The sequence below is a fragment of the Ramlibacter sp. AN1133 genome (assembly GCF_037890035.1).
Lineage (GTDB): Bacteria > Pseudomonadota > Gammaproteobacteria > Burkholderiales > Burkholderiaceae_C > Ramlibacter.
Window position 1 is genome coordinate 1 of record NZ_JBBKTQ010000013.1, and the last position, 15,388, is coordinate 15,388.

The 15,388-nt window shown below is 69.7% G+C and carries 14 protein-coding genes; 5 read left to right on the forward strand and 9 right to left on the reverse strand.

Annotated features, from left to right (window positions below; genetic code table 11):
* Window positions 1-484: 484 nt before the first annotated feature.
* Window positions 485-1,522: a phosphate ABC transporter substrate-binding protein PstS gene (gene pstS / locus WG923_RS18230; protein ID WP_340352411.1), complete on the reverse strand. Its 1,038-nt coding sequence runs from the start codon at window positions 1,520-1,522 to the stop codon at window positions 485-487.
* A 151-nt stretch (window positions 1,523-1,673) separates the two neighbouring features.
* On the opposite strand from pstS, the gene ppx reads away from it, so the two are divergent.
* Together ppx and WG923_RS18240 are read left to right on the forward strand one after the other, a co-directional pair.
* Window positions 1,674-3,158 carry an exopolyphosphatase gene (gene ppx, locus WG923_RS18235; protein ID WP_340352412.1) on the forward strand — a complete coding sequence of 495 codons (1,485 nt, stop codon included), beginning with the start codon at window positions 1,674-1,676 and terminating at the stop codon, window positions 3,156-3,158.
* A gap of 68 nt (window positions 3,159-3,226) precedes the next feature.
* On the forward strand, window positions 3,227-3,598 hold the full coding sequence (locus WG923_RS18240) for a hypothetical protein (RefSeq protein WP_340352413.1): 372 nt from the start codon (window positions 3,227-3,229) through the stop codon (window positions 3,596-3,598).
* A 4-nt stretch (window positions 3,599-3,602) separates the two neighbouring features.
* On the opposite strand, the gene WG923_RS18245 is transcribed toward WG923_RS18240, so the two are convergent.
* The gene (locus WG923_RS18245; RefSeq protein ID WP_340352414.1) at window positions 3,603-4,064 is read right to left on the reverse strand and encodes a SixA phosphatase family protein; all 462 of its coding nucleotides are present in this window, start codon (window positions 4,062-4,064) and stop codon (window positions 3,603-3,605) included.
* Window positions 4,055-6,142 (reverse strand): polyphosphate kinase 1, encoded by a 2,088-nt coding sequence (ppk1, locus tag WG923_RS18250; protein ID WP_340352415.1) that lies wholly within the window; start codon window positions 6,140-6,142, stop codon window positions 4,055-4,057. The genes WG923_RS18245 and ppk1 overlap by 10 nt, the downstream gene beginning before the upstream one ends.
* A 152-nt stretch (window positions 6,143-6,294) precedes the next feature.
* Here ppk1 and WG923_RS18255 point away from each other — a divergent pair, with 152 nt between their 5' ends.
* Window positions 6,295-7,761, forward strand: coding sequence for a CYTH and CHAD domain-containing protein (locus tag WG923_RS18255; RefSeq protein WP_340352416.1), 1,467 nt, complete (start codon window positions 6,295-6,297; stop codon window positions 7,759-7,761).
* 37 nt (window positions 7,762-7,798) lie between these two features.
* Complete coding sequence (locus WG923_RS18260; RefSeq protein ID WP_340352417.1) at window positions 7,799-8,671, forward strand: PPK2 family polyphosphate kinase; 873 nt, start codon at window positions 7,799-7,801, stop codon at window positions 8,669-8,671.
* Window positions 8,672-8,701: 30 nt separating this feature from the next.
* Here WG923_RS18260 and WG923_RS18265 read toward each other — a convergent pair whose 3' ends face one another.
* From WG923_RS18265 to WG923_RS18285, 5 genes are all read right to left on the reverse strand, one after another.
* The gene (locus tag WG923_RS18265; RefSeq protein WP_340352418.1) at window positions 8,702-9,190 is read right to left on the reverse strand and encodes a hypothetical protein; all 489 of its coding nucleotides are present in this window, start codon (window positions 9,188-9,190) and stop codon (window positions 8,702-8,704) included.
* A gap of 162 nt (window positions 9,191-9,352) precedes the next feature.
* The gene (glmM, locus tag WG923_RS18270; RefSeq protein WP_340352419.1) at window positions 9,353-10,687 is read right to left on the reverse strand and encodes a phosphoglucosamine mutase; all 1,335 of its coding nucleotides are present in this window, start codon (window positions 10,685-10,687) and stop codon (window positions 9,353-9,355) included.
* Between the two features lie 22 nt (window positions 10,688-10,709).
* Window positions 10,710-11,546, reverse strand: coding sequence for a dihydropteroate synthase (folP, locus tag WG923_RS18275; RefSeq protein WP_340352420.1), 837 nt, complete (start codon window positions 11,544-11,546; stop codon window positions 10,710-10,712).
* Between the two features lie 73 nt (window positions 11,547-11,619).
* Window positions 11,620-13,524 carry an ATP-dependent zinc metalloprotease FtsH gene (ftsH, locus tag WG923_RS18280; protein ID WP_340352421.1) on the reverse strand — a complete coding sequence of 635 codons (1,905 nt, stop codon included), beginning with the start codon at window positions 13,522-13,524 and terminating at the stop codon, window positions 11,620-11,622.
* A gap of 165 nt (window positions 13,525-13,689) precedes the next feature.
* Complete coding sequence (locus WG923_RS18285; protein ID WP_340352422.1) at window positions 13,690-14,358, reverse strand: RlmE family RNA methyltransferase; 669 nt, start codon at window positions 14,356-14,358, stop codon at window positions 13,690-13,692.
* A 20-nt stretch (window positions 14,359-14,378) separates the two neighbouring features.
* On the opposite strand from WG923_RS18285, the gene WG923_RS18290 reads away from it, so the two are divergent.
* Window positions 14,379-14,852: a YhbY family RNA-binding protein gene (locus WG923_RS18290; protein WP_340352423.1), complete on the forward strand. Its 474-nt coding sequence runs from the start codon at window positions 14,379-14,381 to the stop codon at window positions 14,850-14,852.
* Window positions 14,853-14,954: 102 nt separating this feature from the next.
* On the opposite strand, the gene WG923_RS18295 is transcribed toward WG923_RS18290, so the two are convergent.
* Window positions 14,955-15,386, reverse strand: coding sequence for a DUF4149 domain-containing protein (locus WG923_RS18295; protein ID WP_340352424.1), 432 nt, complete (start codon window positions 15,384-15,386; stop codon window positions 14,955-14,957).
* Window positions 15,387-15,388: the final 2 nt, after the last annotated feature.

Genomic DNA, 15,388 nt, shown 5'->3' on the forward strand with positions numbered 1-15,388 from the left:
CTCGGCGACTGTCCACCGGCGCGGATGGGAACCGTTGCTCGTGCTGGAACTGCGCCCGCGCCTCCTCCTTGATGTCGCCGAGTCGGACGATCACGCCCTGGTCCTCCCCAGCGCGGGTGCGAGCGCAGCGTCCGTCGGTGAACCCGCTCGAGCGTCGGCGTCGGCGTCGGCGTCGGCGTCGGCGACGGCGCCAAGCGAAGCCACTGCCTTGCGATCGACACGCTGCAGGACCAGTCCGTGGCTGTCCGGCTCAGCGACATCGAGGAGGAGGCGCGGGCGCGGCGCCAGCACGGGCAACGGTTCTCATCCGCGCCGGGGGACAGTCGCTGAGACGGACAGACACGGGCTGGTCCGGCCCGAGTGGCGCGACGTTCACCGGACACGGTGTCATCGGCCGCCTTTCCTTGTCTACCCGCAGATCGGTGAAACCTGAAAAGAAGCGGCCGATCCCGCAGGATCGGCCGCGTCGGCAAGATGGCGCTGCTTACTTGGCCGCGACGGACTTGCCGGTGGCGTCCTTGATCTCCGTGCCCCACAGCTTCTCAACCTGCGCCTTCACCGCCGCGGGCATCGGCACGTAATCGAGGTCGTCGGCGGTCTTGTCGCCGTTCCTGTAGGCCCAGTCGAAGAACTTGAGCGTCGCACTGGCCTGGGCCGGCTTGTCCTGCGCCTTGTGCATCAGGATGAAGGTGGCGCCGGTGATCGGCCAGGCGTCGGCACCGGCCTGGTTGGTCAGGATCTGGTAGAAGCTCTTCGCCCAGTCGGCGCTGGCGGCGGCGGCCTTGAAGGCCTTGTCCTCCGGCACGACGAACTGCCCGGCGGCGTTCTGCAGCACCGCGTAGTTCATCTTGTTCTGCTTGACGTACGCATATTCGACGTAGCCGATGGAGTTGGGCAGGCGGCCGACGAAGGCGGCGACGCCCTCGTTGCCCTTGCCGCCCGCGCCGGTCGGCCAGTTGACGGCGGTGCCCTCGCCCACCTTGGCCTTCCAGTCGGGGCTCACCTTCGACAGGTAGTTGGTGAAGATGAAGCTGGTGCCGGAGCCGTCGGCGCGGCGCACCGGGGCGATGGCCGCATCCGGCAGCTTCAGGCTGGGGTTCAGGGCCTTGATGGCCGGATCGCTCCACCTGGCGATCTTGCCGAGGTAGATGTCGGCCAGCACCGGGCCGCTCAGCCGCAGCTGCCCCGGGGCGATGCCCTGGATGTTCACGACCGGCACGACGCCGCCGATCACGGTGGGGAACTGCACCAGGCCCTTGGCCTTGAGCTCCTCGTCCTTCAACGGCATGTCGGAGGCGCCGAAGTCGACCGTCTTCGCCTCGATCTGCTTGATGCCGGCACCGGAGCCGACGGACTGGTAGTTGATCCGGGCGCCCGTGGCCTTGTTGTAGTCGGACGCCCACTTGGCATACAGCGGCGCGGGGAAGCTGGCGCCGGCGCCCGTCACGTCCTGGGCTGCGGCGGTACCGGCGAGTGCCAGTCCGGCCAGGACCAGGCAAGCCGTGCGGATGCGGAAGTTCATGCAATCACCTTCAGGGTTGGGAAATCGTTGCGCTGGACTCTAGGGCGCTTGCGTGACAGCCGCGTGACACAGCTGCCCTGCCCAGGAACCCGGCGCCGCGCAGCGGGGGCCGCGATGCTATGCTGGCCCGCGCCTTTCGCAACATCCCTGCATGGACAACGGGACCCTCCTCGCCGCCGTCGACCTCGGCTCCAACAGCTACCGCCTGGAGATCGGGCGGCTGGAACACGGCCAGGTGCAGCGCGTCGAGTACCTGAAGGAGACGGTGCGCCAGGGCAACGGCCTGGACGAGGCGCGCAACCTCACCCCCGCGGCCATGGAGCGCGGCTGGGCCTGCCTGGCGCGCTTCGCCGAGCGGCTGGCCGGCTTCGGGCCGCGCCAGGTGCGCGCGGTGGCCACGCAGACGCTGCGCGAGGCGCGCAACCGCGACCAGTTCCTGCTGCGCGCGCGCACCGTCCTCGGCTTCCCCATCGACGTGATCTCCGGCCGCGAGGAAGCGCGCCTGATCTACCAGGGCGTGGCCCACCTGCTGCCGCCCTCCGGGGAACGACGGCTGGTGGTGGACATCGGCGGCCGCTCCACCGAGATGATCCTCGGGGAGCAGCTCGAAGCCCGCGTGATGGAGAGCTATCGCGTGGGCAGCGTCGCCTGGTCGACGAAGTATTTCCCCGCCGGCCAGTTCACGCCCGCGGCCTTCGAGCGCGCGGAGATCGCGGCCCAGGCCATTCTCGAGGAGGCGCTCGGAGCCTATGCGCCGGGCAACTGGGACATGGTGTACGGCTCCTCGGGCACCATCGGCGCGGTGGCCGACATCCTGGAGGCGGCCGGTCACGATGCGGGCTGGATCACGCGCGAGGGCTTGCAGTGGCTCAAGCAGGAGATGCTCGATGCCCGCAGCGCCGACCGCGTGCGGCTCGCGGCACTGAAGGACGACCGGCGCCCGGTGATCGGCGGCGGGCTGAGCGTGCTGCGGGCCGTGTTCGACCTGCTGGGCATCGACGGCATGCAGCGCTCGCAAGGCGCCCTGCGCCATGGCGTGCTGTACGACATGCTCGAGCGCGAGCACCTCGAGACCGACGTGCGCAATGCGACGGTGCAGCGCTTCGCGCTCAAGTTCGGCGTCGATGGCGACCAGTCGCTGCGCGTCGGGCGCGCGGCCGGCCACCTGCTCGCGCAACTGCGCTCGGGCGAGGCGGCCGACGTGCTGCAGCGGCACCTGGCCAAGCTGGATTGGGCCGCGCGCCTGCACGAGATCGGCGCCCTCATCTCCCACAGCGATTACCACAAGCACGGGGCCTACATCCTCGACAACGCCGACGCACCCGGCTTCGCGCAGCCCGAACTGCACCGCCTCGGCGTGCTGGTGCTCGGCCACCGCGGCAAGCTGCGCAAGATCGAGGCGGAACTGGCCGACCCGCTGCTGGTGCAGCAGCTCCTGTGCCTGCGCCTGGCCGTGATCCTTTGCCATGCCAGGCGCGATCCGCAGATCGCGGGGCTGCGGCTGTCCGGCCGCGGGCGGACCTTCCGGCTGGAACTGCCGCCGGAGTGGCCCGCCGCCTTCCCGCAGTCCGCCCACCTGCTGCGCGAGGAAGTGGTGGCCTGGCAGAAGACCGGGTGGACCTTCGTGCTGGCCTGAGAGGGTGAGGCCCTTGCCGGAAACGGTATGTACTGTTTACACTGTTTCCAGAACCACGGAGGGCCACCATGACCGCACCCAGGAAGACCGCCAGGACGAGCGTCGCCAAGGCCGTCACCGCACCGGCAGCCGGAGCGTCCAGGCCAACGTCCGCAGTGAAGGCCGCCGCCCGGCCGGCCACGGCCACGGCCACGAAAGCCGACAAGCCGGACAAGGCCAAGAAGCCGAAGATGGTGCGCGACAGCTTCACCATCCCCAAGCCCGAATACGCGGTGATCGAGGAACTGAAGCTGCGCGCCGCCAAGCTCGGGCAGCCGGCGAAGAAGAGCGAGGTGCTGCGCGCCGGCGTGAAGGCGCTCGCCGCACTGTCCGACGAAGCCCTGCTCGCGAGCCTCGCCTCGGTGCCGCGCGTGAAGACCGGCCGGCCGGCGAAAGCCTGAGCGCTTAGGCGGTCTCGGGCGACTGCACCGCCCAGACGAAGGTCTGCTCCGCGCCGTCCTCCTCGCGGCGGCGCAGCCACCACGCGCCGCCCTTGCGGACGGTGCATTCGCCGCCTTCGATGCGCAGCAGCTGCGCCACCACCTGCCCCAGCACCGGCTGGTGGCCGACCACCAGCACCGGTTGCTTGCCCGAGGGCCAGTCGGCCTCCTTCAGCACATCCTGCGCCGTCGCACCGGGCCGCAGCGCCTCGCGCACCTGGTACTTGCGTTGCAGCGCGCGCACCGTCTGTTCGCAGCGCACCGCGGGGCTGCACAGGACGAGCGTGCCGTGCGGCAGCTCGCGATCGAGCCAGGCACCGACCTTCGCCGCCTGCTTCTCGCCCTTCTTCGTGAGCTCGCGCTCCAGGTCGGGGAGGCCGTCGCGCGCGTCTTCCGCCTCGGCATGCCGCCACAGGATCAGGTCCATGTCCGCACCTCGCGTTCGTTCACCGCGCCGTAGCGCTCCATCAGCAGCGCCTGGGCGCCGCGCGTCTTCGTGTCCTCGGCGCCCTTGGCGCGCCGGTAGCTGCCGTCCGGCTGCAGGTCCCAGGCGTCGCGCGGGTCGTCGAGGTACAGCTGGAGGCCTTCCTCGATCACGCGCTTGCGCAGCGCCGGGTCCTTCACGGGCCACGCCAGTTCGACCCGCCGCAGCATGTTGCGGTTCATCCAGTCCGCGCTGGAAAGGTAGAGGTCCTCCTCCTCGCCGGCGCGGAACAGGAAGATGCGCGAGTGCTCGAGGAAGCGGCCGATGATGGAGCGCACGCGGACATTCTCCGCCAGGCCAGCGACGCCGGCGGGCAGCATGCAGGCCCCGCGCACGAGCAGGTCCACCTTCGCGCCCCGGCGGCCGGCCTTCACCAGGGCGCGGATCAGGGGCTCGTCGGTCAGCGCGTTCATCTTCAGCACGATACGCGCCGGCAGGCCCGCGGCGGCCGCCGCCGCGACGGCCTCGACCTGTTCCACCAGCTTCTTCTGCAGCTGGAACGGTGCGAGCAGGATGTGGTTCAGCCGCGGCAGCTTGCTCTGGCCGGCGAGGTGCACGAAGACCTGGTCGATGTCCGCCGTCAGCAGCGGGTCGGCCGTCAGGTGGCTGAAGTCGGTGTAGAGGCGCGCGGTGCGCGAGTTGTAGTTGCCGGTGGACAGGTGCGCATAGCGCACCAGCCCCTCGCTCTCGCGCCGCGTCACCAGCAGCATCTTGCCGTGGGTCTTGAGGCCGACCACCCCGTAGACCACCTGGGCGCCGACGGCCTCCAGCCCCTCCGCCCAGTTGATGTTGGCCTCCTCGTCGAAGCGCGCCTTGAGCTCCACGACGGCCGTGACCTCCTTGCCCCGCTGCACCGCCTCGCGCAGCAGGTCCGCGATCTCGCCATCGGCGCCGGTGCGGTAGATGGTCTGCTTGATGGCCAGCACCTGCGGGTCGCGCACGGCCTCGCGCAGGAAGTCCAGCACGCCGTCGAAGCTCTCGAACGGCTGGTGGATCAGCACATCCTGCTTGCGCAGCTGCTCGAAGATCGGCCGCCCCGGCACCAGCTGCCGCGGGTAGGAGGGCCGGTAGGCCGGGAACAGCAGCCTCGGCGCGTCGACGAGGTCGATCGCCTGCTCCAGCCGCACCAGGTTGACCGGCCCGTGCACGCGGTACAGCGCCGGCGGCGGCAGGCCGAACTGCCGCAGCAGGAACGACGAAAGGTATTCGGAGCAGCCGGAGGAAACCTCCAGCCGCACCGCCTGCCCGTAGTGGCGCTGCTGCAGGCCCAGGCGCAGCGCGGTGCGCAGGTTGCGCACGTCCTCCTCCCCGAGCGCCAATTCCGAATGCCGCGTGACGCGGAACTGCGAGAACTGCCCCACCTCGCGACCGGGAAACAGCAGGTCGAGGTGGGCCCGGATGACGCTGGAAAGAGAGACCAGCAGCGTGCGCTTGCCCGCCACCTTGTCGGGCATGCGGATCAGGCGCGGCAGCACCCGGGGCACCTTGACGATGGCGATCTCGTTCTCGCGGCCGAAAGCATCCTGGCCGCCCAGGCGCACGATGAAGTTGAGCGACTTGTTGGCGACCTGCGGAAAGGGATGCGCGGGGTCCAGCCCCACGGGGACCAGCAGCGGCCGCACCTCGCGCTCGAAGTACTCGTGCACCCATGCCTTCTGGACAGCGTTGCGGTCGCCGTGCGACACGATCGCCATGCCCTCCTTCGCGAAGGCCGGCATCAGTTCGTCGTTGTAGAGCGCGTACTGTCGCTCGACCAGCCGGTGCGCCGCGAGCGCAAGGTCCTCGAAGCTGCGCAGCGTGTACGGGCCCTCGTGCACGCCCGCGAGCGCGGCGCTCACGTGCTCCGCCGCGCGCACCTCGAAGAATTCGTCCAGGTTGGAGGACACGATGGTCAGGAAGCGCAGCCGCTCCAGCAGCGGCACCGAAGCGCGCTGCGCCCAGTCCAGTACCCTCTCGTTGAAAGCCAGGATGCTGTGATCGCGGTCCAGGAAGGGAATCACCGTCACGTCGGCGTCGCACATGGGAAGGAGAAGTCAGGATGATGACGCGAACGTGACAGTCTCGGTGGCGCTGGTGACAGGGGCGTGACAGCGGCGGTCCCGCCGCGGCGGGCAGGCGCGCCTGCCCGGGTCCCGAAGGCGCATGCCTTAAGCTGCACCAGCGAGGAGTGCCCATGCCGGAATTCGAACTCAAGTTCCAGGTCCCCGCGGCGCGGGCCGCCGCGGTGGCGGCTGCCCTGCACCGCGGTGCGGTGCAGGAGCAAAGGCTGCAGGCGCGCTATTACGACACGCACGATCGCGCCCTGGCGGCCAGGGGCGCGGTGCTGCGGCTGCGCAAGGAAGACGGGCAGTGGGTGCAGGCCGCCAAGGCCCCGGGCGCCAACGCGTTCGAGCGGCTGGAGCACGAGGTGCCCCTGCCCGAAGGCGCCCTGCCGCAGCCCGATCCCGCGCGCCACGCGGACCACCCGGTCGGTGCGTGCCTGCGGGAGGCCCTGGGCCAGGACCCGGCACCCCTCGAATGCTTCCTGGAGACCGACATCACGCGGGTCTCGCGCCGCGTGGGCGCGGGCGGCAGCGCGGTGGAGATCGCGCTCGATCGCGGCGAGCTGCGCGCCGGGCAGCGCATCCAGCCGGTGCTGGAGATCGAGTTCGAACTGAAGGAAGGCAGCGGCGCCGCGCTCGTCGAGCTTGCCGGGCGCTGGTGCGAAAGGCACGGCCTGTGGCTCGATCCCCTGTCGAAGTCGGCCGCGGGGGGCCGGCTCGCGCAGGGCCTGACGCAGCCTCCCCCGGTGCATTCGCTCCCACCCCGCCTGCAGGTGCACACCGCGACCGGCTTCGCCGCGGCCGCCCTGCGGGCGGGTCTCGATCAGTCCCTGGCCAATGCGCGCGAGCTTGCGGCGGGGATCGGTGGCGATGGCCACGTGCACCAGTTGCGCGTGGGCCTGCGCAGGCTGCGAACCACGCTGCGCGAACTCGAAGCCCTGGGCGAACTCGCGCCCCTCGCCGAGCAGGTCGAGCCCGCGCTGCGCGAGCTGTTCCAGGTGCTGGGCCAGCATCGCGACCGCAGCACCCTCGTTCCCGCGCTGCAGCGCGAGGTGGTCGCCGCTGGCGGCCCGCAGTTGCAATGGCAGCCCGAACTGCCCGACGTCGGGGCAGCCCTGCGCCAGCCCGCCGTGCAGTCGGCGTGGCTGCAGCTCCTGGCTGCGGCGCACCGGCTCGAACAGGTGCCGGAGCAGGCCTCGCCGCCCTTGAAGGCCGCGCACTCGTTGTTGCGCAAGCGCCTGCACAAGCTGCACGCCAGCCTGCTGCACGACGGCCGCCGCTTCGAGCGCCTGGAGGAAACCGCCCGGCACACGGTCCGCAAGCGCGCGAAGCGCCTGCGCTACCTCGCGGAGTTGTCGCAGCCCCTGTTCGAGGCCGACGCGATCCACGCCTTCGTGCGCGACCTCAAGGCGCTGCAGGACGCACTGGGCCTGTACCAGGACGAAGTGGTGGGCCGCGAGCTGTTGCGCGAGCGCGCGGCACAGGACCCCGCCGCCTGGTTCGCGGTCGGCTGGCTCACGGGCCGCGAGCCGCTGCTCGCCAGGCAATGCGCGAAGGCCTGTCGCCGCGCCGCCGAGGCCAAGGTGTTCTGGGAGTGAAGCCCCGGGCAGCTGCGGCCGCCCGTACACTGCCCTCGTGGCACACCGCAAGAAGCGCGAACGCGCCGATTCCGCGCCGGCCGGCGAGCCGGCGGAAACCGCCTGGGAAGGCTGGCGGCTCTCGCAGCCCGACGCGGGCTTTTCGCTGGCGGGCATCGACCCGGGGGCCAAGCCGTTTTCCATCGGCGACAAGGACAGCGACCGCCAGCAGGTCAAGGAGCTTGCCGCGGAGCTGGACGGCCTGCAGAACCTGTTCCACGCCGACGGCCGCTTCAAGCTGCTCGTCGTGCTGCAGGGGGTCGACACCAGCGGCAAGGACAGCACGCTGCGCGCCGTGTTCACCGCCATGAGCCCGATCGGCGTGCGCACGGTGGCGTGGGGCGTGCCCAGCGAAGCGGAACGCCGCCACGACTTCCTCTGGCGCATCCACCAGCAGGTGCCCGCCGCCGGCGAGATCGTGTGCTTCAACCGCAGCCACTACGAGGACGTGCTGGTGCCGGTGGTGGCGGGCGCGATCGACGGCGCGGAGACCGCGCGCCGCTACGCGCAGATCAACGACTTCGAGCGGCTGCTCGCCGAGAGCGGGACGGTCATCCTCAAGTTCCTGCTGCAGGTGTCGAAGGAGGAGCAGCGCAAGCGGCTGCAGGATCGCGTCGACGATCCCACCAAGCGGTGGAAATTCCAGCGCGGCGACCTGGAGGTTCGCAAGCTGTGGGACACCTACCAGGAGGCCTACCAGCGCGCCATCGGCGCCACGGCGACGCGTTGGGCGCCGTGGCACATCGTGCCGGCCGATTCGAGGTCGCACCGCGACCTGATGGTCGCGCTGGCGGTGCGCGACGCCCTGCGGGCGCTGCCCTTGCGCTACCCGGACGACGATGCGCTGCTGCGCGAAATCAAGGTGGAATGAAGGTGCCGCCTGCGCGGCGCGAGGCGAAGCCTAGAAGCGCACGCCGGCGGAGAAGCGCAGGCGATCCGCCGCGCCCGGCGTGCGCAGCGGCTGGTCGTACGACAGCCGCAGGTAGGCCTGCCGCCAGTCGTAGCGCACCGCGAGGCCCAGGCGTTCCTGCCCGAGCTGGCGGGTGACGGACATCGACAGGGCGTCCCCGCCGATGAATCGGTAGCCGCCGCCCAGGCTCAGGGCATCGCCTTCCAGGCTGCGGCCGAGGCCGGCGCGGGCGAACCAGTTCTCCCCGGCTTCCAGCGACAGGCCGCTGCCGCTGCCCGCACGCGCGCCCGACAGGCGAACCGGGCCCCAGGAGGCCAGCGGCAGCGATGGCACGACCTCGGGCTCGGCCAGCAGGGCCGGCGCCGTCAGCGTGTAGTTGGCCGTGAGGGGCTGCGCCTGCAGGCCCGCGCAGCCGCACGCGAAGGCCGCCGCCGCGGCGAGGCGGGACAGCGTTGGCAGGAGGCTGGAAGCGGAGCGCATGGGTTCAATGTAGACCCAGCGCAAAGCCTCTGCACAGTGAAAGATTACCTATGTGGCTGCCGCGCGACGCGAACCGAGCGACAGGAACCACGGGGCCGGACGCGCCGGCGCCAAGGTGGTGCGAAACGTCTGCGGCGAGCCACAGTCCGCTTGCATTCTGTTTCAACCGGCGCGCACGGCCTCCGCCAGGCGCTCGGCGCCGCGCCGCGCGGCCTGTTCGTCCTGCGCTTCCACCATCACGCGCAGCAACGGCTCGGTACCGCTCGCGCGGATCAGGACGCGGCCGGTGCCATCGAGCTCCCTGCGCAGGCGCTCGCACTCGGTGTTCAGCCGCTCGTTCTGCTTCCAGTCCTGGCCCGGTTGCAGGCGCACGTTGATCAGGGTCTGCGGGAAGAGCGTCACCTGCTCCAGCAGCTGCGCCAGCGACTTGCCGCTGCGCGCCACCGCCTGGAGCACCAGCAGCGCGCTGATGAGGCCGTCGCCGGTGGTGTGCCGGTCCAGCGCCAGCAGGTGGCCGGAGCCTTCGCCGCCCAGCAGCCAGCCGCGCTTCTCCAGTTCTTCGAGCACGTAGCGGTCGCCGACCTTGGCGCGCACGAACTCCACGTCCTGCTTCTTGAGCGCGAGCTCCACCGCCATGTTGGTCATGAGCGTGCCCACCGCACCCGGCACGCGCTGGCCCTGGGCGATGCGGTCCATCACCATCAGGTACAGCAGCTCGTCGCCGTTGAAGAGGCGCCCGGTGGCGTCGACCACCTGCAGCCGGTCGGCGTCGCCGTCCAGGGCGATGCCGAAGTCCGCGCGGTTGGCGCGCACGGCGCTCACCAGCGCCTCGGGATGCGTGGCGCCGACCTTGTCGTTGATGTTCAGGCCGTCGGGCGAGCAGCCGATGCAGAACACCTCGGCGCCGAGTTCGTGGAACACCTTGGGGGCGATGTGGTACGCCGCGCCGTGGGCGGAATCCACCGCGATGCGCATGCCCTTGAGCGTGAGGTCGTGCGCGAAGGTGCTCTTGCAGAACTCGATGTAGCGGCCGGCGGCATCGTCGAGGCGTCGGGCCTTGCCCAGCGTGGCGGAGTCGGCCCACTGCGGCTTTTCCTGAAGCGCGGCCTCCACGTCGGCTTCCCACTCGTCGGGCAGCTTGGTGCCCTGCGCGCTGAAGAACTTGATGCCGTTGTCCGGGTACGGGTTGTGGCTGGCGCTGATCACCACGCCCAGGCTGGCGCGCTGCGCGCGCGTGAGGTAGGCGACGCCCGGGGTAGGCAAGGGGCCGAGCAGCACGACATCGACGCCGGCGGAGTTGAAGCCCGACTCCAGCGCGCTTTCCAGCATGTAGCCGGAAATCCGCGTGTCCTTGCCGATCAGCACGGTGGGGCGGTCCTCGGTACGCTTGAGGACGCGGCCCACGGCGTGCGCGAGGCGCAGCACGAAATCCGGGGTGATCGGGGGCACGCCCACCGTGCCGCGGATGCCGTCGGTGCCGAAATAGGTTCTGCTCATGTCTTGCTTTCTGTCCTGCTTCTCATGGCCCCGGGGCCGATTGCATCGCGCTCCACACCTTCAGGGCCGCCACCGTCTCGCGCACGTCGTGCACCCGGACGATGCGCGCGCCGCGGTCCGCCGCCAGCAGCGCGGCGGCCACGCTGGGCACCAGGCGCTCGTTCACCGGCGCGCCCGTCACCGCCCCCAGCGAGGACTTGCGCGACCAGCCGGCCAGCAGCGGGTAACCGTCGTGCAGCAGTTCCCGCTGGCGCGCCAGCAGCGCGAAATTCTGTTCGACGGTCTTGCCGAAGCCGATGCCCGGATCCCAGGCGATGCGCGTCACCGACAAGCCGCGCTGGCGCAGCGCCTCGCTGCGATCGCGCAGGAAGTCGCGCACCTGCGGCACCGCGTCGCCCTGCATGGGCGAGCGCTGCATGGTCTGCGGCTCGCCGTGCATGTGCATCAGGCACACGCCGCAACTCGGATGGTTCGCCACCACGCCCAGCGCGCCCGGCCGCTGCAGCGCCCAGATGTCGTTGATGACGTCGGCGCCGAGGTCCAGCGCCTCCTGCATGATCTCGGGCTTGTAGGTGTCCACCGAGAGCGGCACGTTGAAGCGCACGGCCTCGCGCAGCACCGGCATGACGCGGGCCCGTTCCTCGTCCAGCGAGACCGGCGGCGTGCCCGGCCGCGAGGACTCGCCGCCGATGTCGAGGATGTCCGCGCCCTGGCGGATCAGTTCCTCGCAGTGTTCCAGCGCCGTGCGCGTGCTGACGAAGCGCCCGCCGTCCGAGAAGGAATCGGGCGTGACGTTGACGATCCCCATCACCCTCGGTGACTCGAGGTCCAGGAGGAAGCGGGCGGTCTGCCACTGCATGGGCGGAATTGTGCGTCAGGGGGACAAAAGCAAAGGGGCCTCGGGGGCCCCTTCGTCACACTTGCCGTGGATTTTACGCGGCATTGGGCGCCGGATCCGGCCCCACCGTCGGGCCGCCGGCGCCGCCCTGCGGCGTGCGCGGGGTGAAGTCCTTCGGCGGGCGCGGTTCGCGGCCGGCCATGATGTCGTCGATCTGCTCGGCGTCGATGGTTTCCCATTCGAGCAGGGCCTTGGCCATGCGGTGCATCTTCTCGCTGTTGTCCTCGATCAGCTTGCGCGCCAGGGCGTACTGCTCGTCGATGATGCGGCGCACCTCCAGGTCGACCTTCTGCATGGTCTGCTCGGAGATGTTGGTCGTCTTGGTCACCGAGCGGCCGAGGAAGACCTCGCCCTCGTTCTCGGCGTAGACCATCGGGCCCAGCGCGTCGGACATGCCGTAGCGCATCACCATGTCGCGCGCCAGGTGCGTGGCGCGCTCGAAGTCGTTCGAGGCGCCCGTGGTCATCTGGTTCATGAAGACCTCTTCCGCGATCCGGCCGCCGAACAGCATGGCGATCTGGTTGAGCATGTAGTCGCGGTCGTAGCTGTAGCGGTCCTTCTCGGGCAGGCTCATGGTCACGCCCAGCGCGCGGCCGCGCGGGATGATGGTGACCTTGTGCACCGGATCGCACTTGGGCAGCAGCTTGCCGATGATGGCGTGGCCGGCCTCGTGGTACGCGGTGTTCCGGCGCTCCTCCTCGGGCATCACCATGGACTTGCGCTCCGGGCCCATGATGATCTTGTCCTTGGCCTTCTCGAAGTCCTGCATCTCCACCACGCGGGCGCTGCGGCGGGCGGCCATCAGGGCGGCCTCGTTGCACAGGTTGGCGAGGTCGGCGCCGGACATGCCGGGCGTGCCGCGGGCGATGATGCCGGCGTTGACGTCCTGCCCGATCGGGATCTTGCGCATGTGCACGTTCAGGATCTGCTCGCGGCCGCGGATGTCCGGCAGCGTCACGTAGACCTGGCGGTCGAAGCGGCCCGGGCGCAGCAGGGCGGCGTCGAGGATGTCCGGCCGGTTGGTCGCGGCGATCACGATCACGCCGAGGTTGGTCTCGAAGCCGTCCATCTCCACCAGCATCTGGTTGAGGGTCTGCTCGCGCTCGTCGTTGCCGCCGCCGAGGCCGGCGCCGCGCTGGCGGCCGACCGCGTCGATTTCGTCGATGAAGATGATGCAGGGGGCGTTCTTCTTCGCGTTCTCGAACATGTCGCGCACGCGGGCCGCGCCCACGCCGACGAACATCTCGACGAAGTCGGAGCCGGAAATCGAGAAGAACGGCACCTTCGCCTCGCCGGCGATGGCCTTGGCCAGCAGCGTCTTGCCGGTGCCGGGAGGCCCGACCAGCAGCAGGCCGCGCGGGATGCGCCCGCCCAGCTTCTGGAACTTCTGCGGGTCCTTCAGGAAGTCGACGACTTCCTTGACCTCCTCCTTGGCCTCGTCGCAGCCCGCGACGTCGGTGAAGGTGATCTGGTTGGTGCTCTCGTCGAGCATGCGGGCCTTGCTCTTGCCGAAGCTGAAGGCGCCGCCCTTGCCGCCGCCCTGCATCTGCCGCATGAAGTAGATCCACACGCCGATCAGCAGGAGCATCGGGCCCCAGCTCACGAGCAGCGTCATGAGCAGGGAGCCTTCCTCGCGGGGCTTGACGTCGAACTTGACGCCGTTGTTGATCAGGTCGCCGACGAGGCCGCGATCGAGGTAGGTGGCGGTGGTGCGCACCTTGCGGTCATCGTTGGTGATGGCGACGATCTCGGTACCGCCCTGCCCCTCCTGGATGACCGCGTTCTTGATCTGCTTGTTCCGGACCTGTTCGAGGAAATCCGAATAGCCGACCACCGAAGCACCTGCCGCCCCACGCGTGTCGAATTGCTTGAACACGGTGAAGAGGACCAGTGCGATCACCAGCCAGACGGCGATCTTCGAAAACCACTGATTGTTCAAAACGAAATCTCCGGAACGGCTTGGCCGACTCCTCAGCCAATTGCCGCCCATTCTAGGGGTTTCAAGGCATGGAACGATGAGTTTTTACTACGCGTTCCATAGGAGGACGGAACCCGTTCGTGCCAGACAAGGCCCCACTCATCGACGGCAAGCCCGCAGTGCGACTCAATCCACCTTTTCCGGCTTGAGGCCGATGCCGACCAGGAAGTTTTCACTCGACTTGTCGCGCGAGGCCTTTGGTTTGAGAGGCTTCACGATGCGGAATCGTTCCTTGAACAGCCGAACGAGCTGGGAATATCCGCTGCCGTGGAAGACCTTGCACACCAAAGCCCCTTCGGGGTGGAGGTGCGTCCGGGCAAATTCCACGGCCAGTTCGACCAGGTGCGCAATCCGCGCGGAATCCGACGAAGGGATGCCGGAAAGATTGGGCGCCATGTCCGAGACCACCACGTCCGCCTTGCGGCCGGCCAGCAGCCTTTCCAGTTCGGCGGCCGGTTCCGGCTCGCGAAAGTCGCCCTGCACGAAGATCACGCCTTCGATCGGTTCCATGGGAAGAATGTCGAGCGCGAGGATCCGGCCCTCGAGGACGCCCGCCGCGGCGCCGTCGGGGGCGAGCTTGCGGCGCACGTACTGGCTCCAGGCGCCGGGCGCCGAACCCAGGTCCACCACGACGTGCCCCGGCCTGATCAGGCCCAGCGCCTCGTCGATCTCCTTCAGCTTGTAGGCGGCGCGGGCGCGATAGCCCTCCTTGACGGCCAGCTTGACGTACGGGTCGTTGACGTGGTCGTTGAGCCACGCCTTGTTGACCTTCTTGCTCTTGGTTCGGACTTTCATGTGCGTCGGATAATAGGCGGATGCCAGCGATTCAACTGAGTGTGGCCGAGCGCAAGACGCATCGAGCCGAAGCCCATCACCTCGACCCCGTGGTGATGATCGGCAATGACGGCCTGACGCCCGCCGTCCTCAAGGAAACCAACGCGGCGCTCAATGCGCACGGGTTGATCAAGGTCCGCGTGCTCGGGGACGACCGGGAAGCGCGCGAGGCCATGTACCAGCAGCTCGCCGACGAACTCGGCGCCGCCCCGATCCAGCACATCGGCAAGCTCCTGGTGCTGTGGCGGCCCAAGCCGAAGAAGGTGAAGGCCGAGGACGAGGAACGCAAGGCGGGGCCGCGCGAATTCAAGGTGGTGAAGAACTCCAGCCGCGGCGGCCAGCGGCCGGAGGTCAAGCGCGTGCGCGTGCTGGGCAACCAGCGCCTGACGACCGGCGGGATGGTCAAGAAGGCGAAGCCGAAGCAGAAGTCGGTGAAGAAGACACGGGTCGATTGATCACGCGAGGCGGCAGGCTGGAGGCGACCGCGCGCAACGGGCGCCGGAAACCCCAGCTTCGCGGCGCTCGCTGATCGCTGGGGTTCCTTCGTCACCGCCAGCCTACGCGAGCGCCTGCCGCCGCGGTGTGGTCACCTTCCACAGCAGCACCGCCGCGCACACCCATTGCGCGGCATACAGCGCCGTCCCCAAGCCGTGCCAGAACGGCAGGTTCTGGCGCGCGATGATGCGCGGCGCCACCGCGAATTCCTGCAGCAGCGCGCACAGCATCCCCACCAGCACGAATCCGATCGCGCCGCGGGCCCAGCCCATGGTGGCCACGCCGTCCTCGTCGCGCGCGCCCATCAGCACCAGCAGGCCGCAGACGAGGCCCAGCCACGCCTGCGCCTGGAACAGCTTGCCCGCGAGCAGGCCGGCGACGGACACCGAAGGCGCGTTGCGGAACAGCAGCGGCACGGCCAGGAACCCGATCACGCTCAGGCTGCCCCACCACAGGGCGGCCGCGAACAGGGTCAGGCGGGCCTTCCAGTCCACGC